Origin of the sequence: Mesorhizobium sp. M1399, assembly GCF_040317735.1 — a bacterium.
Taxonomy (GTDB): Bacteria; Pseudomonadota; Alphaproteobacteria; order Rhizobiales; family Rhizobiaceae; genus Mesorhizobium.
On sequence record NZ_JAMYKZ010000003.1, the window covers coordinates 339,615 to 365,402 of the forward strand.

General features: G+C 63.4%; 21 protein-coding genes and 1 pseudogene. 15 read left to right on the top strand and 7 right to left on the bottom strand.

Annotated elements, in window-relative coordinates; translation table 11 throughout:
• The 3 genes from NKH05_RS06475 to NKH05_RS06485 all read right to left on the bottom strand — a co-directional run bounded on the left by NKH05_RS06475 (position 1) and on the right by NKH05_RS06485 (position 1,817).
• Positions 1 to 642, bottom strand: coding sequence for a carbohydrate ABC transporter permease (locus NKH05_RS06475; RefSeq protein WP_353025159.1), 642 nt, complete (start codon positions 640 to 642; stop codon positions 1 to 3).
• Between the two features lie 279 nt (positions 643 to 921).
• Positions 922 to 1,620 carry a carbohydrate ABC transporter permease gene (locus NKH05_RS06480; RefSeq protein WP_353025160.1) on the bottom strand — a complete coding sequence of 233 codons (699 nt, stop codon included), beginning with the start codon at positions 1,618 to 1,620 and terminating at the stop codon, positions 922 to 924.
• Entirely contained in the window at positions 1,617 to 1,817 is a 201-nt protein-coding gene (locus NKH05_RS06485) for a hypothetical protein (RefSeq protein ID WP_353025161.1), read from the bottom strand. Before NKH05_RS06485 ends, NKH05_RS06480 begins: the two co-directional genes overlap by 4 nt.
• 266 nt (positions 1,818 to 2,083) lie before the next feature.
• Here NKH05_RS06485 and NKH05_RS06490 point away from each other — a divergent pair, with 266 nt between their 5' ends.
• The 11 genes from NKH05_RS06490 (at position 2,084) to NKH05_RS06540 (ending at position 14,416) form a co-directional block, all read left to right on the top strand.
• Positions 2,084 to 2,533 carry a VOC family protein gene (locus NKH05_RS06490; protein ID WP_023717674.1) on the top strand — a complete coding sequence of 150 codons (450 nt, stop codon included), beginning with the start codon at positions 2,084 to 2,086 and terminating at the stop codon, positions 2,531 to 2,533.
• Positions 2,534 to 2,568: 35 nt separating this feature from the next.
• Positions 2,569 to 3,570 carry a LacI family DNA-binding transcriptional regulator gene (locus NKH05_RS06495; protein WP_031193584.1) on the top strand — a complete coding sequence of 334 codons (1,002 nt, stop codon included), beginning with the start codon at positions 2,569 to 2,571 and terminating at the stop codon, positions 3,568 to 3,570.
• A 755-nt stretch (positions 3,571 to 4,325) separates the two neighbouring features.
• Positions 4,326 to 5,765 carry an NAD(P)-binding domain-containing protein gene (locus NKH05_RS06500; RefSeq protein ID WP_023717673.1) on the top strand — a complete coding sequence of 480 codons (1,440 nt, stop codon included), beginning with the start codon at positions 4,326 to 4,328 and terminating at the stop codon, positions 5,763 to 5,765.
• A gap of 24 nt (positions 5,766 to 5,789) precedes the next feature.
• Positions 5,790 to 6,965, top strand: a complete 1,176-nt coding sequence (locus tag NKH05_RS06505) for an acyl-CoA dehydrogenase family protein (RefSeq protein WP_023717672.1) — start codon at positions 5,790 to 5,792, stop codon at positions 6,963 to 6,965.
• A 13-nt stretch (positions 6,966 to 6,978) separates the two neighbouring features.
• Positions 6,979 to 8,334, top strand: a complete 1,356-nt coding sequence (locus tag NKH05_RS06510; RefSeq protein WP_352494623.1) for an LLM class flavin-dependent oxidoreductase — start codon at positions 6,979 to 6,981, stop codon at positions 8,332 to 8,334.
• A gap of 7 nt (positions 8,335 to 8,341) precedes the next feature.
• Positions 8,342 to 8,683: a DUF3088 domain-containing protein gene (locus NKH05_RS06515; protein WP_023717671.1), complete on the top strand. Its 342-nt coding sequence runs from the start codon at positions 8,342 to 8,344 to the stop codon at positions 8,681 to 8,683.
• 4 nt (positions 8,684 to 8,687) lie between these two features.
• On the top strand, positions 8,688 to 9,869 hold the full coding sequence (locus tag NKH05_RS06520) for an acyl-CoA dehydrogenase family protein (RefSeq protein WP_352855937.1): 1,182 nt from the start codon (positions 8,688 to 8,690) through the stop codon (positions 9,867 to 9,869).
• Positions 9,866 to 11,221, top strand: coding sequence for an LLM class flavin-dependent oxidoreductase (locus NKH05_RS06525; protein WP_352790216.1), 1,356 nt, complete (start codon positions 9,866 to 9,868; stop codon positions 11,219 to 11,221). Before NKH05_RS06520 ends, NKH05_RS06525 begins: the two co-directional genes overlap by 4 nt.
• A gap of 74 nt (positions 11,222 to 11,295) precedes the next feature.
• Positions 11,296 to 12,408, top strand: a complete 1,113-nt coding sequence (locus tag NKH05_RS06530; RefSeq protein ID WP_023717668.1) for an LLM class flavin-dependent oxidoreductase — start codon at positions 11,296 to 11,298, stop codon at positions 12,406 to 12,408.
• A 23-nt stretch (positions 12,409 to 12,431) separates the two neighbouring features.
• Positions 12,432 to 13,475 (top strand): aldo/keto reductase, encoded by a 1,044-nt coding sequence (locus NKH05_RS06535; protein ID WP_353025162.1) that lies wholly within the window; start codon positions 12,432 to 12,434, stop codon positions 13,473 to 13,475.
• An 80-nt stretch (positions 13,476 to 13,555) separates the two neighbouring features.
• Positions 13,556 to 14,416, top strand: a complete 861-nt coding sequence (locus NKH05_RS06540; RefSeq protein ID WP_353025163.1) for an NADPH-dependent oxidoreductase — start codon at positions 13,556 to 13,558, stop codon at positions 14,414 to 14,416.
• Positions 14,417 to 14,449: 33 nt separating this feature from the next.
• Here the strand turns inward: NKH05_RS06540 and gcvA are convergent, their stop codons facing one another.
• On the bottom strand, positions 14,450 to 15,460 hold the full coding sequence (gene gcvA, locus NKH05_RS06545) for a transcriptional regulator GcvA (RefSeq protein WP_352482616.1): 1,011 nt from the start codon (positions 15,458 to 15,460) through the stop codon (positions 14,450 to 14,452).
• 348 nt (positions 15,461 to 15,808) lie between these two features.
• Here gcvA and NKH05_RS06550 point away from each other — a divergent pair, with 348 nt between their 5' ends.
• Positions 15,809 to 17,404 (top strand): ABC transporter substrate-binding protein, encoded by a 1,596-nt coding sequence (locus NKH05_RS06550; protein ID WP_023717665.1) that lies wholly within the window; start codon positions 15,809 to 15,811, stop codon positions 17,402 to 17,404.
• 95 nt (positions 17,405 to 17,499) lie between these two features.
• Positions 17,500 to 19,095 carry an ABC transporter substrate-binding protein gene (locus NKH05_RS06555; protein WP_352855945.1) on the top strand — a complete coding sequence of 532 codons (1,596 nt, stop codon included), beginning with the start codon at positions 17,500 to 17,502 and terminating at the stop codon, positions 19,093 to 19,095.
• A gap of 79 nt (positions 19,096 to 19,174) precedes the next feature.
• Here NKH05_RS06555 and NKH05_RS06560 read toward each other — a convergent pair whose 3' ends face one another.
• Positions 19,175 to 20,611: an FAD/NAD(P)-binding protein gene (locus tag NKH05_RS06560; protein WP_352790225.1), complete on the bottom strand. Its 1,437-nt coding sequence runs from the start codon at positions 20,609 to 20,611 to the stop codon at positions 19,175 to 19,177.
• Between the two features lie 198 nt (positions 20,612 to 20,809).
• Here NKH05_RS06560 and NKH05_RS06565 point away from each other — a divergent pair, with 198 nt between their 5' ends.
• Complete coding sequence (locus NKH05_RS06565) at positions 20,810 to 22,168, top strand: LLM class flavin-dependent oxidoreductase (RefSeq protein ID WP_023717662.1); 1,359 nt, start codon at positions 20,810 to 20,812, stop codon at positions 22,166 to 22,168.
• Positions 22,165 to 23,255 (top strand): annotated as a pseudogene (locus NKH05_RS06570) (rhodanese-like domain-containing protein). The gene NKH05_RS06565 and the pseudogene NKH05_RS06570 overlap by 4 nt, the downstream one beginning before the upstream one ends.
• A 32-nt stretch (positions 23,256 to 23,287) precedes the next feature.
• On the opposite strand, the gene NKH05_RS06575 reads toward NKH05_RS06570, so the two are convergent.
• Both NKH05_RS06575 and NKH05_RS06580 read right to left on the bottom strand, forming a co-directional pair.
• On the bottom strand, positions 23,288 to 24,550 hold the full coding sequence (locus NKH05_RS06575) for an FAD-dependent oxidoreductase (RefSeq protein ID WP_352482681.1): 1,263 nt from the start codon (positions 24,548 to 24,550) through the stop codon (positions 23,288 to 23,290).
• Between the two features lie 8 nt (positions 24,551 to 24,558).
• Positions 24,559 to 25,779, bottom strand: coding sequence for an acyl-CoA dehydrogenase family protein (locus NKH05_RS06580; RefSeq protein WP_352482611.1), 1,221 nt, complete (start codon positions 25,777 to 25,779; stop codon positions 24,559 to 24,561).
• Between the last annotated feature and the right edge of the window lie 9 nt (positions 25,780 to 25,788).

Consider the following 25,788-nt stretch of genomic DNA (forward strand, 5'->3'; position numbering starts at 1 on the left):
CTATCCCTTGATGGCTCCGGCGGTGATGCCCTGGACGAAGAATTTGCCGAGCCCGAAATAGACCACCAGCGGCGGGATGGCCGTCAGCAAAGCTGCGGCCATGTCGACATTGTAGTGGACCTCGCCGCGCTCCGTGATGACGGTGTTGGCCAGGATGACGGTCATCGGTTGGGCGCCCATGCCGCCAAAGGTGAGCCCGATCAGGAAGTCGTTCCAGACGCTGGTGATCATCAGGATCAGCACGACGATCATGATGTTGCCGGACATCGGCAGGATGATCTCGGCGAAGATGCGCCAGAAGCTACCGGAATCCATGATCGCCGCGTTGATGATCTCGGGCGGCACGTCCTTGTAGAAATTGCGGAAGATCAACGTCAGCAGCGGCATCGCCAGCACGGCGTGGATGACGGCGATCGCCCAAATGGTGCCGTAGATGCCGAGCGAGGCGGTCAGGGCGACCAACGGGATCATGATGATCTGGAACGGCACAAAGGCGCACATGAACAATACGAACAGAAAGGGGCCAGCCCAGCGGACGTTCCACAGAGCCAGCGCGTAGCCGGTGACCGACGCCAGGGCGATCGACAGGAACAGGCTCGGGAACAGAATGGCGAGCGAGATGAAGAATCCGTGCCCTGACACCCTCGCACGTCATGCCCGAGCAGACTTCTGCCCAGGCCTTCCACCAGCCTTCGAATGTCCAGGTGGTCGGCAGCGAAAAGACCTCGCCGAGCGCGATCTGGTCCATTGTCTTGAAAGAGGTGACGATCACCACGTAGAGCGGGATCGAAATGAAGGCCGCGCACATGGCGAGGAACACGAGGACGGCGATCGACGCTCCCTTGATGCGGCGGCGCCTACGGGGGTAGACGCGCCCGCCGATGCGCGCGGCCGCTGATGTCTCGTAAGCGGACACGGCATTCATACGGCGGCGGCCTGGCGACGGCGGACTTGCCAGGCGGTGACCAGCATCAGCGGCAGGAAGACGGCAGCCGTGATCAACAGCATGATGACTGCTGAGGCGGACGCGTAACCGATGTTGGAACGGGTCGAATAGGCGTTGATGACGAAATAGGCCGGCGTCCAGGTTGACGTACCGGGTCCGCCATTGGTCATGGCGAGCACGATGTCGTAGGTCTTGACCACGCCGAGCGACAGCAGGATCGCGCAGGTCAGGAACGTGAACTTCAGCATCGGAATGATGATCTCGACGTAGAGCCGCCAGAAGCTCACGCCGTCGAGCTTGGCGGCGCTCCAGATTTCCGTGTTGATCGACTTCAGGCCGGCCAGCATCAGCGCCATGTAGAAGCCGAGCCCGTGCCAGATCGAGGCGAGAATGATGCCGTAGATTGCCGTGGCAGGATCGGCCAGCCAGTTGAAATTGGCGCTTTCCCAGCCCAGCTGGTGCAGGAAGTTCTGGACACCGAGGGCCGGGTTGAACATCCAGCGCCAGACGATGCCGGTGACGATCAGCGACACCGCGAGCGGATAGAGAAAAATCGTCCGGAAGAAGCCTTCGCCGCGCTTTTCCTTCTCGATCATCGCGGCCAGGATGAAACCCAGCACGATGGCGAGCGCGCTGCCGATCGCCAGGACGACGACGTTCCGGAGCGAGGTCATCCAGACGCCGTCGCTGAAAAGCCGGTCATACTGGCGCGCCAAACTGCGGGGTCGATCGCGTAGTCAGGGAAACGACGCGAACGCGTGAACGACATCCAGATCGTCCATCCGATGGCGCCGGCGAAGGCCACCAGGGTGACAGTGAGCGCAGGAATCAGCGCAAGCTGCGGCGAGACCTTGCTCCACCTGAGCGCCATTCGGGTTCCTCCCTCGAAGGCCTGCCTTAGCCGATCGCGGCTCTGGCAATTTTCATATTAGCGTTAAACCAATCATGACGATATCGCTCTGTCAACAGTGACAAGCAAATCGGGATCAAATGGCACCGGGCATTCGAGAAAACGACGCTGCAGCGCAGCAAACCCGCGCTTTGGCGGGTGAGAATTCATATTGACAAAGCGCGCGGCGGGGAGCAAAGGCGATATTAACGCTCATACGAAATTCGACCTATCGGGAGGAAAACGTCATGAAAGGGATCACCGGCTTCGGCCACGCCGCCATCAAGGTGAAGGACCTGGACGCCAGCCTCGCCTTCTATAGGGACAAGCTCGGCTTTCCCGAGATGCTGCGCCTTCACAATAAGGACGGCAGCACTTGGCTGGTGTATCTCAGGATCACGGAAGAGGTGTTCTTGGAGATATTTCCCGGCGCGGAAAACGATCGCGCTCCCGGCTGGAACGCCAACGGCGTCAATCACATGTGCCTGACGATCGATAATCTTGACAGCTTCTGCCCGGCGATCGAGGCCAACGGCATCAAGCTGACCGCACAGATCAAGGACGGGCTCGACGGCAACCGCCAGGCCTGGATCGAGGATCCTGACGGCAATCGCATCGAGCTGATGGAGATGCACGCCGATTGCCTTCAGTACAAGGGTCTGAAACGGTTGCGCGAAGAGGGATTGCTGCCGGCTTAAGTCCTCTCAGGCAACATGGCCAATGTGACGAGATCTTGCAGAGAACCCGTACCCGACTGAAGGACATCGCGGTGGCCACCGGCTACTCGGCGAACACCGTTTCGCTGGCGCTGCGCGGCAGTCTGCGAATTCCGGAGGAAACGCGCGACCGTATCCAGTCGGCCGCGCAGAGCCTGAACTATTTTCCGAACACCATCGCGCAGGCGCTGGTCAGCCGCGAGACGCGGACGATCGGGCTGGTGCTCACCGACATCATGAACCCGACGCTGACGCTGGTGTCGCGTTTCCTCGAGAGGGAGCTCGCCCAGCGTGGTTATTCCCTGATGCTGGCCGCCAGCGACCACGATTCCGCCAAGGAGTGGAGTGCGCTGAACGTGTTCCGCTCGCGGCAGGTCGACGGCATCCTCATCTATCCGACCAACCACGACCGGCTCGACCACATCCGCGCGGTGCGTCAGGTCGGATATCCCGCACTGGTGCTTGCCGATATTCCGGTTGCCGGCCTCGACGTGGTGGCGATCGACGACCGCAGCGGCGGCTACAAGGCGGTCCGGCACCTGATCGAGCGCGGCCATCGTCGCATCGCCATGCTCGACGCGGCGCAGCTGCTCGGCAACAGCGAAAAGCATGACGGCGCGTTTCGCGCCGTGACCGAGGCAGGGCTTCCCGCCGATGCGCTCGTCGTGGTCAAGCCCGGCGGCCATTCGGCGACCGACGGTTTTCAGGCGATCGGCGAGGCAATGAAGCCGAAGCAGCGGCCGACGGCGCTGTTTGCCACGACCGATTCGCTCGCCATTGGAGCGTTGCGCTGGTGTCGCGAGCAGGGCGTCTCCGTGCCCGGCGAACTGGCGATCGTCGGCTATGACAACACCGAAGCGGCGGACTTCAGCTCGGTGCCGATCACATCGATCAACTATGCCGCCGCCGAGGTCAGCAGCCATGCGGTTGAGCGGATCCTGTCGATGATCGGCAAGCCGTTACCGACGCCGATCGTGACGCTGATCGATCCGGAACTGGTGATCCGCCAATCCACCTGAGGCACGGCGCGTTCGATCGTCAGACACGACCAGCGTGGCAGCGCGATGCGCAGTGGCGGAGCGGACGTTGCTCACCGGTTTCGTGCGCCCTACGTGTGCAGCGAAAGATTGATGTAGCTGAGGGGCTTTCAGTTGCGGCGGCAAAATCGTAAATTCGGTTACGTTTGGGCGGGCATCCTCGCCAAATTGGTCTGACAGAGACATTAAGAAGATAATGAAATGAATATGTTACGCCACAGACTTGCGGTGGCGCCAATGATGGATGGGGAAGATAGATAAATAAAATCAAATGTTTATGAGGGTTTGTGTGCAACAACTGCACACGAAAGTTCTCCTTCTCGTCCATATCCGTTCTTGCGACGGAGTATCCGACCGCACTCTTAGGACGCCTTTTGAATAGCTGCGCTGACTTATCTCGCGAGGGCCGTCGCCAGTGTATCCGCGATCTGCCGTCTGCCAGATGGCGGACGTCACACAAAGCTGATCCCACGCGGCGCTGCTGATGTCCTCGACACCAATGCCCGGCTACGCATGCGTATTGTGCGGGAGCCGTAACAGTGCCTGCGCTCGCTGCAATATCAAAAGATGCTCCGGCTTCAGGGAGGCCACACCCACCGCCCATTCGGTCGGCGGTGAAAGCGCGTCGTTGCAATGCAAGTGAAAAAAACTACCGGGCAATCAAAGCAGACATTTCTGGACTGTTTGTCGAGCGAGGCGGAGTTTGGCGCAACGCTTGAACTTCAGCCGGGACCGAAATGGCCTTACCGTCCGATCCAGATCACGACGCCCGCGAAACACTTCGACTGATCGGTCCCGATCCGCAGAACTGGGTGCCGGATCGGGAGGGCATCGACCACAATGTCTTCATCGTCGGTGGCGGGCAGACGGGCGCGACCTTCGCCTTCGCGCTGAGGCGCGCCGGCATCGGCAAGGTCACGGTCATCGACGCCGCATCGGACGAAGGCAAGGCCGGCATCTGGCTTACCCATGCGCGGATGAACCGGCTGCGGACGCCGAAAGGCCTGCCGGGACCAGAACTCGGTCTGCCAGGCTTGAGCTTTCAGTCATGGTATGAAGCCCGCCACGGTGCGGAAGCGTATGCCGGTTTCGACCGCATCGCGCGGACGGATTGGGCGAGTTACCTGAAATGGTATCGAGAGTTCCTCGGTATCGGCATCCGCTACGGCACGCGTCTCCTGCGCATCGAGCCGGCTGCCGGGCATTTCCGCCTCGATCTCGAAGCGGAAGGCAAACGATCGGTCGAAACAGCGCGCAAGATCATCCTGGCCAATGGCTTTGGCGGCAGCGGCGGTGCGGTGATACCGGATGTGTTCGCAGCTCTTCCCCCGGGTATCGTCGCGCACAGTTCGGCGGCAATCGATTTTGCCTCGCTCAAGGGCAAGGCGATCGCTGTCGTCGGTTCCGCGGCTTCGGCATTCGATGCAGCCGGGACGGCCCTTGAGGCCGGGGCAAAATCGGTGCGTCTCTTTGCCCGCCGCAACAGCATTGCCAGCGTGCCGATCAATCGCGTCCGCGGCTATCCCGGTGCCTATGACAACTATCCGCTGCTGCCGGATGCGGTGCGCTGGCGCCAGGCGCTGCGGTTTCGCGATGCCGGTTCGACGCCGCCACCCGATGCGGTGGAGCGGGTGGTGCGGCACCAGAATTTCCACCTGCACCTCGGCGCCCCATGGACGAAGGCCGGTGTCGACAGCGGTAAGGTCGTCACAGAGATCGCCGGTGAGACGTTTGCCTTCGACTTCGTCATCGCCGGTACCGGCTATTTCGCCGACCCGACACGCAAGCCCGAATTCGCCGATTTCGCCGCCTCTATCCGCCTGTGGCGCGACCAGTACGCGCCGCCCAAAGCAGAACGCGATAAATTCTTCGGCGCCCATCCCTATCTCGGTCTCGGTCATGAATTCCTTGAGAAGGCGCCGGGCGAGGCGCCGTTCCTGAAGGATGTCCATGTCTTCAATCCCGGCGGCTTCGTCAGCTTCGGCCTGCCGATCGGCGATATCCCGTCGATCAGGCGCGATGTGCCCGCCGTGGTTGCCCGCATCAGCCGCGATCTCTTCCTCGCCGATCTCGACAGCCATGAGAGCCGCATAACCGGCAGCCATCCGGCCGAATTCGGCGAAGAGGCCTATGCCTCTGCCGTTTGGCGGCCGGCGCAGACCATCGCGGCGGAATAGACGCATTTCAATGGACAAGTGCCGATGACCTTCAGCCCTGACCTTTCCGACCCGTTCGTCGCCACGGCGGTTGAGTTGCGCGAGATCTTCGATCGGGATGCGGTGGCGCGTGACAAGGCCGGCGGACGGCCGGTCGAACAGATCCGGCTGCTGAAGGAGAGCGGCTTGCCGTCGGCGCAGATTCCCAAGCGCTATGGCGGCAAGGGCGCATCCTGGCTGTCGGTGCTTCGCGTGGTGCGCGAATTCGCCCGCACCGATGGTTCGCTCGCCCATCTCTACGGCTACCATCATCTGCCGCTTAACGGCGTGTTGTTTCGCGGCACGCAGGCGCAAAAGGATCAGCTGCTAACGCGCTCAGCCCGGGAAAACTGGGTCTGGGGCAATTCCGGCAACGCCATGTCAAAGACCTCGACGGCCAAGCGCAACGGCAAGGGCTGGATCCTCAGCGGCTTTCGGCCTTTTTCTTCCGGTTCGCATATCGCCGACTATATCCAGGTCGCCTGGGAGGACGGTCAGGACCGGCTGGCAGCGGCGATCCCGGCCGATCGCGAAGGCATCGTCATCGAGGACGACTGGGATGGTGTCGGCCAGCGCCAGACGGGTTCCGGCAAGGTGACCTTCAAGGATGTGCATGTCTGCGACGACGAACTGATCGGCTCACCCGCGGCGCCGCTAACGCCGTTCCAGACGCTGACGTCACTTTTCCAGCAGGCGGTCCTGCTCAACCTGTTCGTCGGCAGTGCGCAGGGAGCACTGAGCGAAGGGCGCGACTATACGGTCTCGCAATCGCGCCCCTGGATCTATTCCGGCTACGAGAAGCACACGGACGACCCGTTCGTGCAGCGCAAATATGGCGATCTCTATATCCGAACGCTCGCCGCGGCCGAACTCGCCGATGTGGCGGCGAAAAGCCTCGATGCCGCCTATAGCCAAGGCGAGGCCTTGACCCTGGAGCAGCGCGGGCAGACGGCGATCGATCTCGCCACCGCCAATGTCTATGCCGGGCAAATCGGCCTCGATGCCTCGAGCGAGGTTTTCGAGGTGATGGGCGCCCGCTCGGCCACCAAGGCCAACGGCTTCGACAGGTTCTGGCGCAACGTGCGAACGCACACGCTGCACAATCCGGCCGAGTACAAGAAGCGCACCATTGGCACCTGGTTGCTGACCGGGGAATTCCCGGTCGGCGGATTGTATCGCTGAGGAGGCGGGAGACATGGCCAGGCGCAAGGACAAGCTCAAGCTTGGAGCGTTTCTGCTCTTCACCGGCCACCATGTCGCCGCTTGGCGTCATCCGGCGGCGGGCGAGGGAACCAGCCTCAGCGACTACATTGAACTTGCCAGGTTGGCGGAAGCGGCCAAGTTCGACACGATCTTCTTCGCCGACGGCGTCGCGGCGCGGCTGAAGGATCTGGAGGTCGCCAGCCGCAAGGCGCATAGCGGCGTCTATCCGTTCGAGCCGATCACGCTGCTGTCGGCGCTTTCGGCGGCGACCAGGAACATCGGCCTGATCGCCACGGCTTCGACCAGCTATTCCGATCCCTACAATCTGGCCCGCCAGTTCGCTTCGCTCGATCATTTGAGCGGCGGCCGTGCCGGCTGGAACCTGGTCACCTCTTCCGATCCGGAAGCGGCGTTCAATTTCGGCCACGAGGCGCATATCCAGCACGGCGACCGCTACGACCGGGCTGAAGAATTCGTCGATGTGGTGCTCGGCCTCTGGGACAGCTGGGAAGACGATGCCTTCTCGCGCGACAAAGCGAGTGGGCGCTATTTCGACAAGGACAAGCTGCACGTGCTGAACCACAAGGGCCAGCACTTCAAGGTGCGCGGTCCGCTGAACACGCCGCGAACGCCGCAAGGTCATCCGGTTGTGGTCCAGGCCGGGGCGTCCGGTCCGGGCAAGGAGCTGGCGGCTCGTACCGCGGAAGCGATTTTCGCCGCGCAGATCACGCTCGACGAAGCCACCGCATTCTATGCCGACGTCAAGGGCAGGCTCGGCAACTATGGCCGCTCGGAAGATGACCTGAAGGTGCTGCCTGGCATCTTCCCGGTCGTCGGCCGGACCGAAGCCGAGGCGCAGGAGAAGTTCGAACAGCTGCAGGACCTGATCCAGCCGGAAGTCGGCCTCGGCCTGGTGTCGGCGCTGGCTGGCGGCTTCGATCTCAGCTCATACCCGCTCGACGGGCCCGTGCCGGATTTGCCCGAGACCAACGCCGGCAAGAGCCGGCAGGCTCTGGTGATCGACCTGGCACGGCGCGAGAATCTGACCATTCGGCAGCTCTATCTGCGCATCGCCGGCGCCCGTGGCCACTGGCAGGTGGTCGGCACGCCGCAACAGATCGCCGACACCATGGAAGAGCGGTTCGAGAATTACGGCGCCGACGGCTTCAACATCATGGCGCCGATCATGCCTGGCGGCTTGAAGGATTTCATCGAACTGGTGGTGCCGGAACTGCGCCGCCGCGGCCTGTTCCGTCAGGAGTATGAGGGCAGGACCTTGCGCGACAATCTCGGCCTGAAGCGGCCGGCAAATCGGTTTTCGCGGTCCGCCGCGGCAGCCGCGGAATAGGCAGACCATGGCGCGCGACAAGCTCTTTCTCATTCAGCCGGGTTTCTCCGACCCGAAACATCCAGGCCGGACATTCGTCTGTCCCTATTGCAACCAGGTCGAAGGGATGCTCGCCGCCTTTCCCGATCTCGCCGCCAGACTGGACGTCGAGCGCGTGCCGTTCGCGAGGCCGAGGGACAAGGTGATCGACGCGCTCGGCGAGCGGCATCAGTCCCTGCCGGTGCTCGTCATCGGCGGCGATCCGCCCACCGACCTGCCGACGGCCAAGGGCCAGGCCTTCGCCGACGACACCAAATGCATTCTTGCGCTTCTGGCCGAGCGCCACGGCTTCCCGCATCTGCATGAGTGACAGCATGACCTTCGATCCCGATACCTCCAATCCATGGATCGCCAAGGCGGTCGAGCTGCGCGACATCTTTGCCCGCGACGCGGTCGAGCGCGACCAGCTTGGTGGCAGGCCGAGCGAACAGATACGCCTGCTCAAGGAAAGCGGCCTGCTCACAATCGTCATCCCCAAGGAATTCGGCGGCGCCGGCGAACCCTATTCGACGGCGCTGAAGATCGGCCGCGAGTTCGCCAAGGTCGACGGCTCGATCGGCCACATCTACGGCTACCATTTCAGCGCATTGATCGCCGCCAGGCTCAATTCGGACGAGCCGCGTTCGGCCGATCTGCTGCGGCGTTCGGCTGCCGGCGACTGGTTCTGGGGCAACACCGGCAACAGCTTTTCCAAAACGCTGTTCGGTCGCAAGGATGGCGAGTGGACGATCGTCAATGGTTTCAAACCCTTCGCCTCCGGCTCGCATGTGGCCGATTATCTTTCGACCTCGTGGGAAGACGAGATCAGCGGCGAGAGGAAATTCGCGGCAATCCCCGCGGACCGTGACGGCATCACCATTCTCGACGACTGGGATGGCATCGGCCAGACGCAGACCGGCAGCGGCAAGGTCGCCTATAAGGACGTCAGGATCCACGACAGCGAGCTGGTGCGCGGCTGGGTCGACGCGTCGTTGCCGATCCGCACCATCGGGCCGCTGCAGCAGCAAAGCGTTTTGCTAAATGTTTTCATCGGCACAGCCCAGGGCGCTCTGCTGGCGGCACGCGACTACACGCTCAACAGTTCGCGGCCGTGGATGTATTCCGGCGTCGAGCGCCATATCGACGATCCGTGGATCAAGCGGCAATATGGCGAGCTCTGGGTCAAGACGCGAGCGGCAACGGTGCTGGCCGATCGCGCGGCGGCGGCGATCGATCATGCGATCGCCCGCGGCAAGGCGCTGACCGAGCAAGAACGCGGCGAGGCGGCGGTTGCCGTCGCCGCGGCCAATGTGCTGGCAGGCGATGTCGCGCTCGAAGTCACGACCGAGATATTCGAGGTGATGGGTGCCCGCTCCGCAGTGCGCAAATACGGCTTCGACCGCTTCTGGCGCAACGCACGCATTCACACCTTGCACAACCCTGCCGAATACAAGACCCGCACCGTCGGCACCTGGTATCTGACCGGCGCTTATCCCGAGCCCGGCGTCTTTCGATGAGCGGCCGGCAGCTCCATCTCAACGTCAACATCCTGCATGCCGGCTTCTCGCCGGCGGCCTGGCGGATGGACGGCGTCGCCCCCTATGCCGCCTTCACCGTCGACCACTATGTGCAGGTGGCGAAGATCGCAGAGCGCGCCAAGCTCGACGCCGTATTCCTTGCCGACCAGGCGGCGATATCGGACCGCATCGACTATCGTCCGATCACGTCGCTGGAGCCGACCATCGTGCTGGCGACGGTAGCCGCCGCAACCGAGCGCATCGGGCTGATCGCCACCGCTTCAACCAGCTTCAACGAGCCGTATAACATCGCCAGACGCTTCGCGACCCTCGACCATGTCAGCGGCGGGCGCATCGGCTGGAACATCGTCACCACGGCCGATCCCGCCTCGGCCCGCAATTTCGGCCTCAGCGGTGCCATCGATCATGGCCGGCGCTACGAGCGGGCGGCGGAATTCGCTGACATCGTCAAGGCATTGTGGGACAGCTGGGAGGACGATGCCTTCATCGGCGACGTCGCCAGCGGGCGCTTCGTCGATGCCGCCAAGGTTCACGCCATCGACCACAAGGGCGCGCATTTTTCGGTGCATGGGCCGCACAATGTGCCGCGTTCGCCGCAAGGACATCCGGTGGTCGTCCAGGCCGGCGGTTCCGATGACGGCAAGGACCTCGCCGCACGCCACGCCGAAGCCGTCTTCTCGGCCTCTCAATCCCTCGAAGAAGCGCTTTCCTATGCACAAGAGCTGAAGACACGCGCCCAGATTTACGGCCGCACCGGCGGCGTGCCGCTCAACCTTGCCGGCCTGGCCACCATCATCGGCAGCACCGAGGGGGAAGCGGAGCGGCGGCAAGAAGAGCTGTGGGATCGCATCCCGCTCGACTACAGCCTTGGGCGGCTGTCCGGCGTGCTCGGCATCGATCGCGAGCGGCTGAAGCTCGACGAGAAGCTGCCAGAAGGGATTCAACTGCCCCCCAATGGCGGCCACACCTTCTTCAAGGCCACACTCGCGCTCGCGCGCAGCAACGATTTCACGGTTCGCCAGCTGATCCGGGCGCTGAACGGCAGCACCGGCCACCGCACCATCGTCGGCACGCCGGAGCAGATCGCCGACGATATCGAAAGATGGTTTGTCGCCGGCGCCGTCGACGGCTTCAACCTGATGCCGGACGTGCTGCCGACCGGACTGGAGGTCTTTGTCGATACGGTGGTGCCGATCCTGCGCCGGCGAGGCCTGTTCCGCACGGACTATGAAGGGCGCACGCTGCGAGACCATCTCGGCCTTGTCCGGCCCGAAAGTCGTTTTGCGCCGCAGCCGCACAAGGCGCCAGGGTTGCTCGGGGCCACCCATTGAACGATCATCAAACGACAACGGAGCTGAAAGTCCTGTCATCGACCTCCATGCCCGACAAAAATACAGGCCTGACAATGAGCGCTGATCCCGAATTTCTTTGGTACATACCGAACCAGGTCGATCCCGGTCACCGTGGCGAGCCGGCCGCCGTGGACCACAACAGCCTGGACACACTGACCAGCCACGCGAAGGCGCTTGAGGACCACGGCTGGAAGGGCGCGCTGATCGGTACCGGCTGGGGTCGGCCCGACACGTTTACCGTCGCGGCCGCACTCGCCGCCCGAACCACCTCCTTCGAGCCGCTCATCGCGATCCGCCCGGGTTACTGGCGGCCGGCGCACTTCGCATCAGCCGTAGCCACGCTCGATCAGCTGACTGCCGGTCGCGTGCGTATCAACATAGTGTCGGGCAAGGACAACCTCGCTGCGTATGGCGACAGCGAAGGCGACCAGATACATCGCTATGCCCGCACCAGAGAGTTCATGCGGCTGGTTCGCAAACTTTGGTCCGGAGAGAACGTGACCTTTGCCGGCGAGCACTTCCAGGTCACAGGGTCTACCGTCATGCCCCGCATCCCTGTCCGTTGCGATCGTCGCCATCCCAAGCTCTACTTCGGCGGTGCGTCGGAGGCGGCCGAGCGGGTGTCGGCCAGGGAGGCGGATGTGCAGCTCTTCTGGGGAGAGCCGCTCGACGGCGTCCGGGAGCGGATCGAGCGGCTCAAAGCCTTGAGCAGGGAACTCGACCGAGACCTCCCGCCTCTGGAATTCGGGTTGCGGGTTACCACGCTGGTCCGCGACACCACTGAGCAGGCCTGGGCGGACGCCGAGGCGAAGGTTGACGAGATGGCCAAGGGCAAGGGCGCCGGCTGGAACGATCACGGTCGGGCGGTAGCGGTGGGCCAGCGGCGTCTGCTCGATCTGCACGCGCGCGGCGAGGTCCTGGACGACAACCTCTACACTGCGCCGGGCAAATACGGCGGCGGCGGCGCCGGCACCACCTGGCTGGTCGGCTCGGCCGCCGACGTCGCCCGCGCGCTCGGCAGGTACCGGGATCTGGGCATCACGCACTTCGTGCTCTCGGACACACCGTATCTTTCCGAGATCAAGCGGCAGGGCGATCAGTTGCTTCCGCTTTTGCGCAATGGGGCCCAAGCCGCGCTTCTTGAACCGGCAAGTGCCGGCGAGTGAAGCGTGTGCAGGGAACGGTTTGGATGAAGAGAACGATTTTGGGTCCGGAAGGCCCGCATGTGAGTTCGATCTGCCTGGGATCAATGACCTGGGGTCGTCAGAACACCGAGGCCGAGGCGCACGCACAGCTTGATCGTGCGGTCGAGCGTGGCGTGAATTTCATCGACACAGCAGAGGTCTATCCTGTCAATCCGGTTCGAGAAGACTCCGTCGGTCGAACCGAAAGCTACATTGGAAGCTGGCTCGCGCCGAAAAGCCGCCGTGACGATTTGGTAATTGCCACCAAAGTGTCGGGTCTCGGCCAGGACGTCGTGCGCGGCGGCGCGAAGATCAACGCCGAGACGCTGCGGACCGCGGTTGAAAATTCACTGCGCCGGTTGAGGACGGACTACATCGATCTGTACCAACTCCACGTACCCAACCGAAGTCACTACCATTTTCGCCGGGTCTGGAGCTTCGATCCGTCCGGACAGGTGAAGGCTGAGACTGTGGCCGGCATGGCCGAATGCCTGGAAACGCTCGCCGCGCTTCGCAATGAAGGCAAGATCAGGCATTTCGGGCTGTCGAACGAAACGACATGGGGCATCGCGCAGTGGCTGCGCTTGGCCGATGACGATGTCGGTCCTCGCCCGCTGACGATCCAGAACGAATATTCGCTGCTCTGCCGCTACTACGATACGGACCTCGCGGAGCTTGCCGTGAACGAGGGGGTAACGCTGCTTGCCTATTCGCCTGCGGGAGCGGGTGTGCTCAGCGGCAAATACCGGCCCGACTACTCGCCCGAAGGATCGCGTCGCGCGCTCAATGGCGATCTCGGCGGCCGTTGCACGCCGAGGGTGTGGCCGGCGGTCGACGCCTATATTTCGATCGCCCGGGAGGCCGGCATCCACCCTGTGACGATGGCAGTCGCTTTCGTCCGGTCTCGCCCATTGCCCGTTGTCCCCATCGTCGGGGCGACCAGCGTGGAACAACTGGACCATGCGCTCGATGCAGCCTCGGTCGCACTGTCGCCGGACATACTGGCACGGATCGGCGAGGCGTACAGGGCGCATCCAATGCCATTCTGATGTGACCGGTGCCGCTTCAATCAATCGGCATGCCACGTGCCGGGTAGCCGAATAAGCCAGATTGGCAAATAGGGAAGACGATGTCACAGCCGGCCGCCTTCAGCATCCGCCCTTCCGACGCTGACCTACGCGGTGAAGCGGCGCTACGGCGGCGTTATCGAGCGCCGCAAAGCGCGCATACCGGAAACTGGAACGAAGCCCTCGAGGCGATCCTTTCGCATCGCTCGGTCCGCAACTATCTGGCCAGGCCGCTGCCTGAAGGCACGCTGGAACTGATCGTCGCTGCCGCCCAGTCCGCGCCAACTTCTTCCAATCTCCAGGCGTGGAGTGTCGTCGCCGTCGAGGATCCGGCGCGCAAGGCGCGGCTTGCCGGACTGGCGGCGATCAATCGCCATATCGAGCAGGCGCCGCTGCTGCTGGTCTGGCTGGCCGATCTGTCGCGGCTGCGTACCATTGCCAAGGCAAATGGCCGGGCGGGCGAGGGGCTCGACCATCAGGAGAGTTTTCTGCTGGCCGTGATAGACGCCGCACTTGCAGCACAAAATGCCGTGGTGGCGATCGATGCGCTCGGGCTCGGCTCCTGCTACATCGGCGCCATGCGCAATCATCCGCAGGAGGTGGCGCGCGAACTCGGCCTGCCGCCGGAAACCGTCGCGATGTTCGGCTTGACCGTCGGCTGTCCCGATCTCCTGGCCGCGACTGACATCAAGCCCAGACTGCCACAGACAGTGGTTCTGCACCGTGAGCGCTACCAGTCAGCTCCGCATCCGGACGATCTCGCAGCCTACAACCAGACGCTTCGCACCTTCCAGCAGGAGCAGTCGATGCCTGAGGTCGACTGGACCGAGCTGATGTCGAACCGCATCGGCAGCACGGCGGCGCTGAAAGGCCGTGATCGCCTGGGCGAAGTGCTCAAAGCGCTGGGCTTCAAGCTAAAATAGGCGCGCGCGCCTGCTCGCGAGACCGAGGTGAGACTATTCCGCAGCGACGATGGCGATGCGGGCCGGCAGCGGCACTGGCGGCGTGAAGTCGAGAGCCCCAAGCCGCCGCGCCTCGGCCTTCAGCCAACCATGGAAGCGCTCGACCGTCGCCAGCTTCGCCTTGTGCGGCGTGGTCGCGAAATAATAGGAAAACTCGACCGGCTGCGGCGAGCCGAACGGACTGACCAGCCGCCCTGCGGCAAGGTCAGGCTCGGCCAGTCGGAATTTGCCGAGACCGATGCCCTTGCCGGCCACAGCGGCATCGAGCACCAGCGACGACTGGCTAAGCCGTATGCCACCTTCGACAAGCCGGCCAGACAGGCCATTGGATCGCAGCCAGCCCTTCCAGTCCGGGCAGCTAGGATCGCGTTCTGGTCCTTCCTCATGCAGGATCGGCGCGTTACGCAGCCCCTCCGGCCCGCGGTAGAGGCCGTGCGTACGGGCAAATTCCGGGCTGCAGACAGGCAGCACCGCTTCCGAAAACAGCCGTTCGGTGACGAGGCCGCTATAGGCGCCCGAGCCGTAGCGGATGACACAGTCGACGTCTTCGCTGGCAAAATCGGCAAGCCTGGTCGATGCATCGACCAGCACTTCGAGGCCGGGCACCGCATCGCGCAGCGCGTCGAGGCGCGGGATCAGCCATTTGCTGGCAAAAGAGGGCGCGACCGACACCTTGATCGGTGCATCTTCCTCGTCGCCGGAAATGCGTGCGACCGATTCGACAACGACGTCGAAAGCCTCGGTGAGACCAGGCATCAGCGCCTGGCCGGCCGAAGTCAGCAGAAGCTCGCCGCGGTTGCGCTGGAACAGTGGTTGCCCGAGGTGATCCTCGAGCAGGCGGATCTGCTGGCCGATAGCGGCGGGCGTGACGTGGAGCTCTTCCGCCGCCCGCGTAAAGCTCAAATGGCGGGCGGTTGCGACAAAAGCGCGAAGCGAGGTCAGCGGCGGAAGTCTCGCCAGCGTCGGTCGCAGCTTCCTTGTTTTCGCACGAATGAAATCAACCATGAGGCGCATTCAACACGTTCAGGCCCGGCGCGACGAGGGCGGGCTTTGCGCCAAAGCACGCAGGGGAAAATTTCGTTTGCCGCAGCGTCGCGCCAGCAGGAACGGAAATCTAAGAAATCGCAATGTCTACTATTCTTGTAGAATAAGGTCGGGATGCTGATTTGGGCGGCGACGAGCCTCGCCGGATCCAAAGCCGGGTCCTGGAATGAAACCGTCGTGCGAAGCGGCGCTTTCGGCAGACGATAGAAAATCATTCTTCCGGTTTTGCGGCGCCACGGGGATCATTGCGTCGAGGCGCCGAAATGCGTTCGGCCGCCGGATGCAATCCGTTTTCCGGAGCCCAAGACCATGTCTGTCAATCGTCGTCATTTCAACCAGCTGTTGCTGCTTGGCGGTGCGAGCTTCGCATTGCCCGGTCTTTCCTTTGCCGCCGAAGGCACGCCGGTCCAGGGCGGCACGCTCAACTGGGCCTACTATCCCGACCCCACGTCGCTGATTGCCATCAACACCTCTTCAGGCACCGGCCAGGCCATCGGTCCCAAGGTCAATGAAGGCCTGCTTGATTTCGCCTATGACCTCAGCCCGAAACCGCTGCTGGCGACCGAGTGGTCGATCAGCGATGACGGCCTGCGCTACACCTTCAAGCTGCGCCAGGGCGTCAGATGGCATGACGGCAAGGACTTCACCTCACAAGATGTTGCCTTCACCATCTTGCGGCTGAAGGAGGCGCATCCGCGCGGCCGCATCACCTACCAGAATGTCACGGCGGTTGAGACGCCCGATCCGCACACCGCCATCATCGTGCTGTCGAAACCGGCGCCCTATCTGATCACGGCGCTGAGCAGTTCGGAATCGCCGATCGTGCCGAAGCATGTCTACGAAACGTTCAAGCCGGCGGAACAGCCCAAGCTGGAGCAGACGATCGGCACCGGTCCCTTCGTGCTCAAGGAATGGGTGCCCGGCAGCCATCTGATCTTCGATCGCAACCCAGACTATTGGGACGCGCCGAGGCCCTATCTCGACCGTGTCGTCCTGCATGTCATCCTCGATCCGGCTGCGCGCTCGGCGGCTCTTGAAACCGGTGAGATCGACATCGGCGCCAATCCCGTGCCGCTGGCCGATATCGAGCGGCTGAAGGCAAACCCCGCTCTGGTCGTCGACACCAACACCTACGCCTATTCTGGCCCGCAGCAGCAATTGTTCTTCAACTATGAAAATGAAATCCTGACCAAGCGCGAGGTGCGCCTGGCCATTGCCCATGCGATCGACCTGCAGAAGCTGGTCGACATCGCGCTCTACGGCTACGCCCAGGTATCGCCAAGCCCAATCAGCACCGCACTGCCCAAATGGTACGACCCGAGCATCAAGGCGCGTGAGCCCGACCCCAAACTAGCGGAGAAACTGCTCGACGATGCCGGCTATAAGCGCGGCGCAGACGGCAAGCGCTTCAAGCTCCGGCTCGCCTACAACGCGTTCCTGCCGGCGTCCTATGCCGACTTCATCAAGCAGTCGCTGGCAGCGGTCGGTATCGATGCCGAGATACTGAAGCTCGATCTGTCGACGTTCCTGAAGACGGTTTACACCGACCGCGCCTGGGATTTGGTCATCGAATCGCTGTCGAACACCTTCGATCCGACGCTCGGCGTGCAGCGCGCCTACTGGTCGAAGAACTTCAAGATCGGCCTCGTTTTCTCCAACGCCAGCCACTATGCAAACCCCGAGGTCGACCAGATCCTTGAAGCCGCCGCGATCGAGCCTGACGAGACCAAGCGGCGCGAGCTCTGGTACAAATTCCAGCACATCATCCATGACGACGTGGTGTCGGTCGATCTCGTCGCCGCCGGCGCCCAGATCGTCGCCAACAAGAAGGTCCGGGATTTCGCGCCCGGCGCCCAGGGCATCAACAACAGCTTCGCGCAGATCTGGCTCGCGCCAAACGCATAAGCATTTGGATCTCCTTTTTCTGGGATTGGCGCGTGAAGCCGCCGATCCGACTTTTCTCCATGAAAGACAAATCGCGCAAACGCGGAGTACCGACCATGACCATCAACCGACGCCTATTCAATCAGTTCCTGCTGCTGGCCGGCGCGAGTACCGCGCTTCCCGCCGGGGCCTTCGCGCAAGACGCAAAGCCGGTGGCCGGCGGCACGCTCAACTTCGTCTACTATCCCGAGCCCAACCAGATCGTTTCCATCAACACCAGCGCCGGCGGGCCGGCCACCATCGGCCCGAAGATTTTCGACGGCCTACTCGCTTACGACTACGACCTCAATCCAAGGCCGCAACTGGCCACCGAATGGTCGATCAGCGACGACGGGCTCGAATATGTCTTCAAGCTGCGCGAGGGGGTGAAATTCAGCGATGGCCACGACCTGACATCGCAGGACGTGGCCTTTTCGATCTCGCGGCTGCGCGAAGCCCATCCGCGCGGGCGCATCACCTTCCAGAATGTCACCGACATCGACACGTCGGACCCGCATGTCGTGAAGATCAAATTGTCGAAACCGTCCGCCGCGCTGATCTCTGGCCTGGCCGCGACGGAATCGCCTGTCGTGCCCAAGCACATCTACGAGAAGCTGAAGCCGGCCGACGATCCGTCTTTCGAGCAGATCATCGGCAGCGGACCGTTCGTGCTGAAGGAATGGGTGAAGGGCAGCCACATCATCGTCGAAAAGAATCCGACCTATTGGGATGCGCCCAAACCCTATCTCGACCGGATCATCTTCCGCTTCATCACCGATCCCGGCGCGCGTGCCGCAGCGCTGGAGACGGGCGAGGTCGACATCGGGCCGAACCCGGTGGCGTTCGCCGATCTGGAGCGTTTCAAGGCGCTGCCGCAATTCGTCGTCGACAGCATGGTCTTCGCCTATAGCGGCCCGCTGCACCAGCTGATCATCAACCTCGAAAACCCGATCCTGAAGGAGAAGAAAGTCCGTCAGGCAATCGCGCACGCGATCGACCTCGACGCGGTGAATGCCATCGTGTTCTACGGCTATGGGCAGGTGTCGCCGACGCCGATCAGTGTCGTCAACAAGAAGTATTTCGATCCCGATGTGAAGGCCGCGACCGTCGATACGGCGCTGTCGGAAAAACTGCTCGACGAGGCGGGCTTCAAGCGGGGAGCGGACGGCATCCGCTTCAAGCTCAGGCTCACCAACAACCCGTATAACCCGTGGGGCTATGCCGACTTCCTCAAACAGGCGTTGGCGAAGATCGGCATCGACGCCGAGATCCAGAAATTCGACTTCGGCACCTATGTCAAAACCATCTACACCGACCGGACCTGGGACCTGTCGACGGAATCCTGCGGCAACATCTTTGACCCGAGCGCCGGCGCACAGCGGCTCTACTGGTCGAAGAACATCAAGATCGGGCTGCCGTTCTCGAACGGCGCGCACTACGAGAACCCTGAGGTCGACCGACTGCTGGAAGCCGCTTCCGTCGAGCTCGACGAAGCCAAACGCAAGCAGCTGTTCTTCAGGTTCCAGGAGATCATCGCCGACGAGTTGCCGATCATCAATTTGATCGCATCGCCGACCATCATCATCGCCCGCAAAACCGTCAAGAACTACGCGCCGGGTGCGGAAGGCCTGTCGGCCAGTTTCGCCGACGCCTATATCGATCCGAACGCCTGAACCAGCGGATGACCGAAAAGAAAAGGGCCGCATGTCGATGCGGCCCTTTTTCGTTTCTGTCATTTGTGGGGCTGCAATCTCAGGCCAGAGCACGCAGCCTTGGGCTGGCGCCGACCAGAAGGCCAGCCAGGGCGATGGCCTGCGCCAGCTGTTCACTGATGGAACTCGATTCCCAGGCAACGCCGCGCAGCGGATGGCCGACGGCAAACAGATTGCCGTGGGTCTTGCCGTTACCGGCAATCACTTGGCCGCCATGCGTCGCGTCGATGCCGAAGCCGGTCGCATGCGGCCTGACGATGCCGTTATCGAGCAGGCTTTGGACGAATGGATCGGCGACCCGCCGCCAGTCATGCTCCTGATGGCCGCGGCAGTTGACGACACCATCGAAACGCAGCCGTTCGACCGCGCCGCTATCGCGCCAGCGGATCTCAGCGGCAATGCCGTCGGCCTGCGGATGGAGTGCCAGCACCCGTCCAGCTCCACCCACCCATCGGCCTTGGCTTCGCGCCAGCGCAACGCGCTCAAAGCTCGGCGGCGCCGCCCGGTGCGCGGTGACGTCCCAGAAGGCGCGCAGATGGCGTGTGAACTTTAGACGCTCCCTGTCGGTAGCGCCTTGCCACAGAGCCAGGATCCATGGCCGGATCGTCAGCGGCAGTCCTTGCCAGTCCAGGCCGGTGGCTTCGATTGCCCGGCGTTCGGCCTTGACCAGTACGAGAAGCGCCCTGGTGGTTTTCGGCAACGGACGCTCGGCGAGAAAGTCGCGCCATGCCTCGGTGTTGCGCCGTGGCTCGACAATCTGTCCCCGCCGCGACACGACACGGTAGCTGCCCTCGAAGCCGCGCGCTTCCATGCTGGCGACGACGTCGACCATGCTCAGGCTGGACCCGATCAGCAGCAGTTCCTTGCTGCCGGCTAGCCGGTCGAGTGCCGCCGGATCCCAGGGATTGGCGACATGGCGGGGATCGCTGACGATGGCTGCTTCCGTGGCGGATGGCTCGCTCTGGAACACTCCGGTTGCCAGCACCGCCTCGTCGGCCGGCAATTGCTGGCCATCGCTGGTGCCGACGCAGACACCCGATGGACCGGTCAGCATGTCGATGGCGGACGCCTTGACGTGGCGCAGCGAGGAACGCCCGTCCGCTTCTCTGACGGCTCTCGTCAGTTCGGACTGGACATAGCTGCCGAATAGCCAACGCGGCGGGCTGGAGTCCGGGACATCTTCGGGCGGCGTCCAGCCATGCTCAGGCCCATTCGCCACGAGCCAGCGAACGAGGTGATCGGAATCGTCCGGATGCAGCGAGAAGATGCGCGCCGCGCCGTTGACCAGATGTTGTGGATCGACGGTGCTGTAGGCAACGCCGCGACCGAGCTCCGCCCGGCGCTCGATGATGGTGATCGCCAGTGGTTCGGTCGAACGGTCAAGCAGCTTGATCGCGGTAACCGCGCCGGCAAAGCCGCCGCCTACAATGATGATTGAACGAGGGATCGAACGCGGGGAGGAAGAAGTATGAAGCATCAAGGACCCTTACGACGCCGGCGGTCCGTGGCTCTAGCCCATCACCCCGGCAGCGACCATCGTGCTGTCCCATAACCCGATGTCAAAAAACAATAATTGCCAGCTGGCGAAAGGCATTCTTTCGCTCAGCGGGTCTGGCAGGCGTTAGAGATGAAAGGCCTTTGCGACCAGCCCGAGAAACGCCCCCGAAGAGCCCCAATGACTGAAGATCGAAAGATAAAGCTTGGAGCCTTCATCCGCGGCCCTGGACATCATGTCGCTGCCTGGCGCCATCCTGATGTCCCCGCCAATCCGGGCCTGAGCTTTCAGCACTACGCAGAGGCCGCGCGCACCGCCGAGCGCGGTCTCTTCGACATGGTCTTCCTTGCCGACAGCCTCAGTGCGCGCAATGGCGAGCAGCCGATCGAGACTTTCGAGCGCACCGGCCATGTCGTGCATTTCGAGCCGCTGACGCTGCTGTCGGCGCTCTCGACCATCACGCAACGGATCGGGCTGGTGGCCACCGCTTCGACCACCTATTGGGAACCTTTCCACCTGGCGCGGCTGTTTGCCTCGATCGACCACCTGAGCGGCGGCAGGACAGGCTGGAATGTCGTCACCTCGGCCGATGCGCCGGCGGCGGCGAATTTCAGCCGCGACCAGCATCCCGTTCATGCCGACCGCTATGACCGCGCCGAGGAGTTCGTCGCCGTGGCGCAGAAGCTGTGGGACAGCTGGGACGACGATGCTTTCGTCGCCGACAAGGCTTCGGGCATCGCCATCGACCGGCATGGCATCCATGCCCCTGACCATGCCGGCCGGCATTTCCGGGTCAAAGGGCCGCTCAACGTCGCCCGCCCGCCGCAAGGCCATCCCGTCATCGTCCAGGCGGGTTCTTCCGATGCCGGCCAGCATCTGGCGGCGCGGACGGCGGAAGTGGTCTTCACCGCCCATCCGACCATCCAATCGGCGCGCGGTTTTTATGCCGAGCTGAAAGGCCGGCTGGCGTCGTTTGGCCGCTCTGCCGATTCCCTGAAAATCATGCCCGGTGTCTTCCCGGTCGTCGCGCCGACGCGCGCGCAAGCCGAGGACAGGTTCGACGCCATCCAACGCCTGGTCGATCCCGTGGTCGGCGTCGCCCTGGTTTCCGGATTGCTCGGCGGCGTCGATCTTTCCGGCCATCCGCTCGACGGACCGTTGCCGGAACTGGGCAGTTCCGATGCGGTGAAGAGCCGCCTGAAAGTCGTCTCCGAATTGGCCTCGAGCCGGAACCTGACCATCCGGCAATTGTATCTCGCCGTTGCCGGCGCGCGCGGCCATTTCCAGATCGTCGGCACGCCAAAAGACGTGGCCGACATGATGGAGGAATGGTTCGTCGGCGGCGCGGCGGACGGATTCAACGTCATGCCGCCGATCCTGCCGACGGGCCTCACCGATTTCGTCGATCTCGTCATTCCGGAACTGCAGCGGCGCGGCCTGTTCCGGACCGCTTACGAGGGCGGGACGTTGCGCGAGAATCTCGGCCTTGCGCGTCCGGTCCGCGGCGCCACCGAACACCAGGAAAGGAAAGCATCATGAGCGCGAGCACGATCGATTCGGAGACGTTTCGCCAATGGCTGGCCGATGGCGAGGAACTTGCGGTGCTGGATATCCGAGACAGCGCGATTGTCGGATATGCCTCGCCGCTGTTCGCCACCAATCTGCCCGCAGCACAGGTCGAGGCGGAGATCGACCGCTTCATCCCGCGCAAGGCGGTGCGCACCGTGCTGGCGGATGACGGCAGCGGCGTCGCCGAGCGGCTTGCTGAGCGATTTGCCGAGCGCGGCCGCAGCCAGGTGTTCGCACTGGCCGGCGGAATTCCGGAATGGACGAAGGACGATGTGGAAGGCTTGCCGACCTTCGACACGCCGGGCGTCGATTTTTCGCTGGCGATCCGCGACGAGAAGGGGACGCCGGTCATTACCGTTGCAAAGCTTGCGGCGCTCAAGGCCAAGAAAGCCGACGTGGTCGTGCTCGACAGCCGGACGGTGGCGGAATTCGACAAGGACCATGTACCGGGCGCCATCAGCGTTCCGGGTGCTGAGCTGGTGCTGCGCTTCGCCGACCTGGTGCCGTCGCCGGACACGCAGGTGATCGTCTCCTGCGCCGGCCTGCCGCGCGCCACATCGGCGCGCAGACGCTGATCGATGCCGGCGTGCCCAACAAAGTTGCTTATCTGCACGATGGCACCAAGGCGTGGCGCGAGGCCGGCCTTGCGCTCGAAACCGGCAGGACTGCTGCCTATGGTTCGGCGAGCGAGGACGCGAAGCGATTCGCCGAGGAGCGCATCGCAAAACTTGCCGAAGGCGACAGCTTCCCGCGCATCGATGCGGCGACGGCCGCAGCCTGGGCGAAGGACGAGAGGCGCACGACCTACCAGCTCGATGTGCGCACGCCGGAGGAATTCGCGGCAAGCCACATTCCGGGCTCGATCGCGTCGGAGGGCGGGCAGTTGCTCGGCGTCGCCTATCGAACCATTGCCGTGCGTGGCGCCCGTGTCGTGCTGATCGACGATCTGCTCGGTGTCCGCGCGGCGACGACGGCGCACTGGCTGCAGCGCCGTGGCTACGAGATCGCCATCCTCCAGCATGACTTCCAGTCGGCCAGCCTGGTGGAAGCGGCGTAGGGCAGGAGCTGTCGGGCGATTTTTGGAGGCAGCTATTCGGCGGCTTCCTTTTGACGGCGGCGGCCTGAAAGGACATTCTTCTGCATCGCCGTCAGCGAAGACCGCACCGCATTGGCGCTGTGCTTCAGCATCTTCGCCTCATAGTCTGACAGGGCTTCAAGCAGCGGCTTGTCGCCGCGTTTAGCGGCCACCAGTTCAGGCACCAGCAGCCCGGCGTCATAGATCGCGGTGTTGCCGCCGAGCGCGCGAAAATAGGTCATGGCATGGATGGCATCGCCGAGCAGTGTCACCTGTTTCGTCGGCCACGGATCGACAGGCTCTGAGCTGTGGACATGCAGCAGCGCCACCGTCGACGGGTCGGTGTAGCGAATGAGGTTGAGGATCTCCGGATGCCAGTGGCCGATCTTCGAGATCAAGAGGCCGAGCAACTCCGAGCCGGAGAACTTTGCCAGCGCTTCGTCCGTAGCGAGTTCGTCATTTTCATAGGCGGTGTTCCACCAGACATAGCTGGTGGTGTTGTTGAAATGGAAACCGGCAATGTCCTTGTGGGTGTCGTCGTCCAGCCCGATCAGCCCATGCTTCCGAAATGCCTCGACATTGACCCGATGGCTGGTGACCATCAGCCCGTGACCTTCCGTCGGCCTGACGCCGACATTGTAGTCGAGCAGCAGCGGCGAGATCTGGTGAAGGGCAGCCGCATGCAGCGTCATCTTGCCGGCCAGGCGCCTGACGCCGGTGTCGAAGCTTCGCGCATGCGGCACCAGCTGCTGGCGCACGCGCGAGCGGGCGCCGTCGGCACCGACCAACACATCGGCATGGATTGTCGAGCCGTCCTCGAAATGCGCGATCACCGAACCGTCCGGCTGCTCTTCGTAGCGGGAATAGACCTTGCCGTAGCGCACGACGCCGTCGAGGCCGGAAAGCAGCACCTGGCGCAACGTGATGCGGCTCACCGACTTTTCGATATGCGTGTCGTCGGCCTCGCCGAGTGCGTTGCCGCCACCCCAGGCGTCCTCGCCCAAGGTCTCGAAATTTTCGTCGAGCAGGATGTTGCGGTCCGGCGCTCGGCCGAGCGTGGCGACAAAGGCCTCGTAGAGTTCCGGCGGCAAGTTGGCGATCAGCGAATCGATGCCACGCTGGCGGATGCGCAGCCGAAAACCCTGGACGTAGTCATTGCGGGCGCGATCCTTCTCGAAGACCGCGACGCTGATGCCGTTCTTCTTCAGGCCTTGCGCCAATGTCAGGCCACCGGGGCCTCCGCCGATGATAGCGACTTCGACATGTTCGGAGATCATGGCGTCGCTCACCCGACCGCCTTGAGCCTGGGTTTGACAGCGGCAACAGCCGGCGGCTCGGCCACTTGGCTGGCAGCGTGGCGGCTGAGCGCCGCCTTGGCGGCGATCGTGCGGATCATATGGTTCTGCGGTGCGTGCGAGCGGGCAGTCAGCGTATCGCGGTGGTGACGCTCGAGCTGGAAGTCTCTGTTAAGACCGGGATTGCCGGCAAGCTCCAGCGCCAGCGAGGTAACTGCCACGGCATTGTCGATGACGACATGCCTGACGGTCATGCCGTCGGTGCCGACCGGTCGGCCGGCGTCGACGTCATCAGCGAGCGAGCGCAGCAGCCGCGTGCTGGTTGCGAGCCTGACCTCGATCTCGCCCAGCCCTGCCTGGATGTGCGGCACGGTCGACAGCGGCGCGCCGAGGCTCGCCGGCGCATGCGTGGTGACGAAGGAGACCAGCCGGTCACGGGCAGCGCGGGCGGCACCGTGGTAGACAGCGCCGATCAGCGAAAAGAAGAACGCCGTCGCACCTTCCTCCCGCCGCAGTGGCTCGGACGCCGGCTGCGCCTCGGTGATGTCCTCGGCAGGCACGGCGACATTATCCAGAATGACGTCGTCGCTGGCGGTGGCCCGCATGCCGGCGGCGTTCCATGTCTTTTCGACGCGCAATCCCGGCGCATTGGTCGGCACCAGGAACGAGGCGAGGCGCGGTTGCGGCTCGTCGGTCAATGCCAGCAAGTTCACCCATTTCAGGATGGGAATGCCGGTGACGTAGTTCTTGTGGCCGGATATCCGCCAGACATTGCCGTCGCGCCGGGCAATGGTTTCGGGCGGCTTGCCATGGGCGGGCGAGCCGATCCCCGGCTCGGCCTGGGCGGCATTGATCAAGGCAGGGCCAAGACGGCCGGCCTCGACAATCCGCTGCACCAGATGGCGCGGCCATTTTCCGGATTTCCGCAGCGCATACTGGCTGTTGTAATGCATGGCCAGCACAAGCGCCGTCGACGGCTCGCCGCGGCCGATCTCGGCGATCACCGCCTGGGCTTCCGTCAGCCCGCCGCCGAGGCCGCCATGCTCGCGCGCTGTGACCAGGCCAAGCAGACCGGCCTGGTGAACCCGGCCGAAATTGGCAAACGGAAATTCTCCGGTCGCGTCGTGATGTGCGGCGGTCAGCGCGAAGTCGTCGGCCAGGCTCGCTACCGTGTCGAGGAGTTGTGGGAACTCGGGGATCGTCGAGGTCATATGCTGGCT

What these genes read in the sequence shown, in the direction of transcription:
- NKH05_RS06565 (WP_023717662.1), top strand. Translation starts at nt 20,810, where the DNA reads ATGACTGAAGATCGAAAGATAAAGCTTGGAGCCTTCATCCGCGGCCCT.
- NKH05_RS06500 (WP_023717673.1), top strand. Translation starts at nt 4,326, where the DNA reads ATGGCCTTACCGTCCGATCCAGATCACGACGCCCGCGAAACACTTCGA.
- NKH05_RS06575 (WP_352482681.1), bottom strand. Translation starts at nt 24,550, where the DNA reads ATGATCTCCGAACATGTCGAAGTCGCTATCATCGGCGGAGGCCCCGGT.
- NKH05_RS06580 (WP_352482611.1), bottom strand. Translation starts at nt 25,779, where the DNA reads ATGACCTCGACGATCCCCGAGTTCCCACAACTCCTCGACACGGTAGCG.
- gcvA (WP_352482616.1), bottom strand. Translation starts at nt 15,460, where the DNA reads ATGGTTGATTTCATTCGTGCGAAAACAAGGAAGCTGCGACCGACGCTG.
- NKH05_RS06555 (WP_352855945.1), top strand. Translation starts at nt 17,500, where the DNA reads ATGACCATCAACCGACGCCTATTCAATCAGTTCCTGCTGCTGGCCGGC.
- NKH05_RS06490 (WP_023717674.1), top strand. Translation starts at nt 2,084, where the DNA reads ATGAAAGGGATCACCGGCTTCGGCCACGCCGCCATCAAGGTGAAGGAC.
- NKH05_RS06520 (WP_352855937.1), top strand. Translation starts at nt 8,688, where the DNA reads ATGACCTTCGATCCCGATACCTCCAATCCATGGATCGCCAAGGCGGTC.
- NKH05_RS06525 (WP_352790216.1), top strand. Translation starts at nt 9,866, where the DNA reads ATGAGCGGCCGGCAGCTCCATCTCAACGTCAACATCCTGCATGCCGGC.
- NKH05_RS06510 (WP_352494623.1), top strand. Translation starts at nt 6,979, where the DNA reads ATGGCCAGGCGCAAGGACAAGCTCAAGCTTGGAGCGTTTCTGCTCTTC.
- NKH05_RS06550 (WP_023717665.1), top strand. Translation starts at nt 15,809, where the DNA reads ATGTCTGTCAATCGTCGTCATTTCAACCAGCTGTTGCTGCTTGGCGGT.
- NKH05_RS06530 (WP_023717668.1), top strand. Translation starts at nt 11,296, where the DNA reads ATGAGCGCTGATCCCGAATTTCTTTGGTACATACCGAACCAGGTCGAT.
- NKH05_RS06485 (WP_353025161.1), bottom strand. Translation starts at nt 1,817, where the DNA reads ATGGCGCTCAGGTGGAGCAAGGTCTCGCCGCAGCTTGCGCTGATTCCT.
- NKH05_RS06480 (WP_353025160.1), bottom strand. Translation starts at nt 1,620, where the DNA reads ATGACCTCGCTCCGGAACGTCGTCGTCCTGGCGATCGGCAGCGCGCTC.
- NKH05_RS06515 (WP_023717671.1), top strand. Translation starts at nt 8,342, where the DNA reads ATGGCGCGCGACAAGCTCTTTCTCATTCAGCCGGGTTTCTCCGACCCG.
- NKH05_RS06505 (WP_023717672.1), top strand. Translation starts at nt 5,790, where the DNA reads ATGACCTTCAGCCCTGACCTTTCCGACCCGTTCGTCGCCACGGCGGTT.
- NKH05_RS06560 (WP_352790225.1), bottom strand. Translation starts at nt 20,611, where the DNA reads ATGCTTCATACTTCTTCCTCCCCGCGTTCGATCCCTCGTTCAATCATC.
- NKH05_RS06535 (WP_353025162.1), top strand. Translation starts at nt 12,432, where the DNA reads ATGAAGAGAACGATTTTGGGTCCGGAAGGCCCGCATGTGAGTTCGATC.
- NKH05_RS06540 (WP_353025163.1), top strand. Translation starts at nt 13,556, where the DNA reads ATGTCACAGCCGGCCGCCTTCAGCATCCGCCCTTCCGACGCTGACCTA.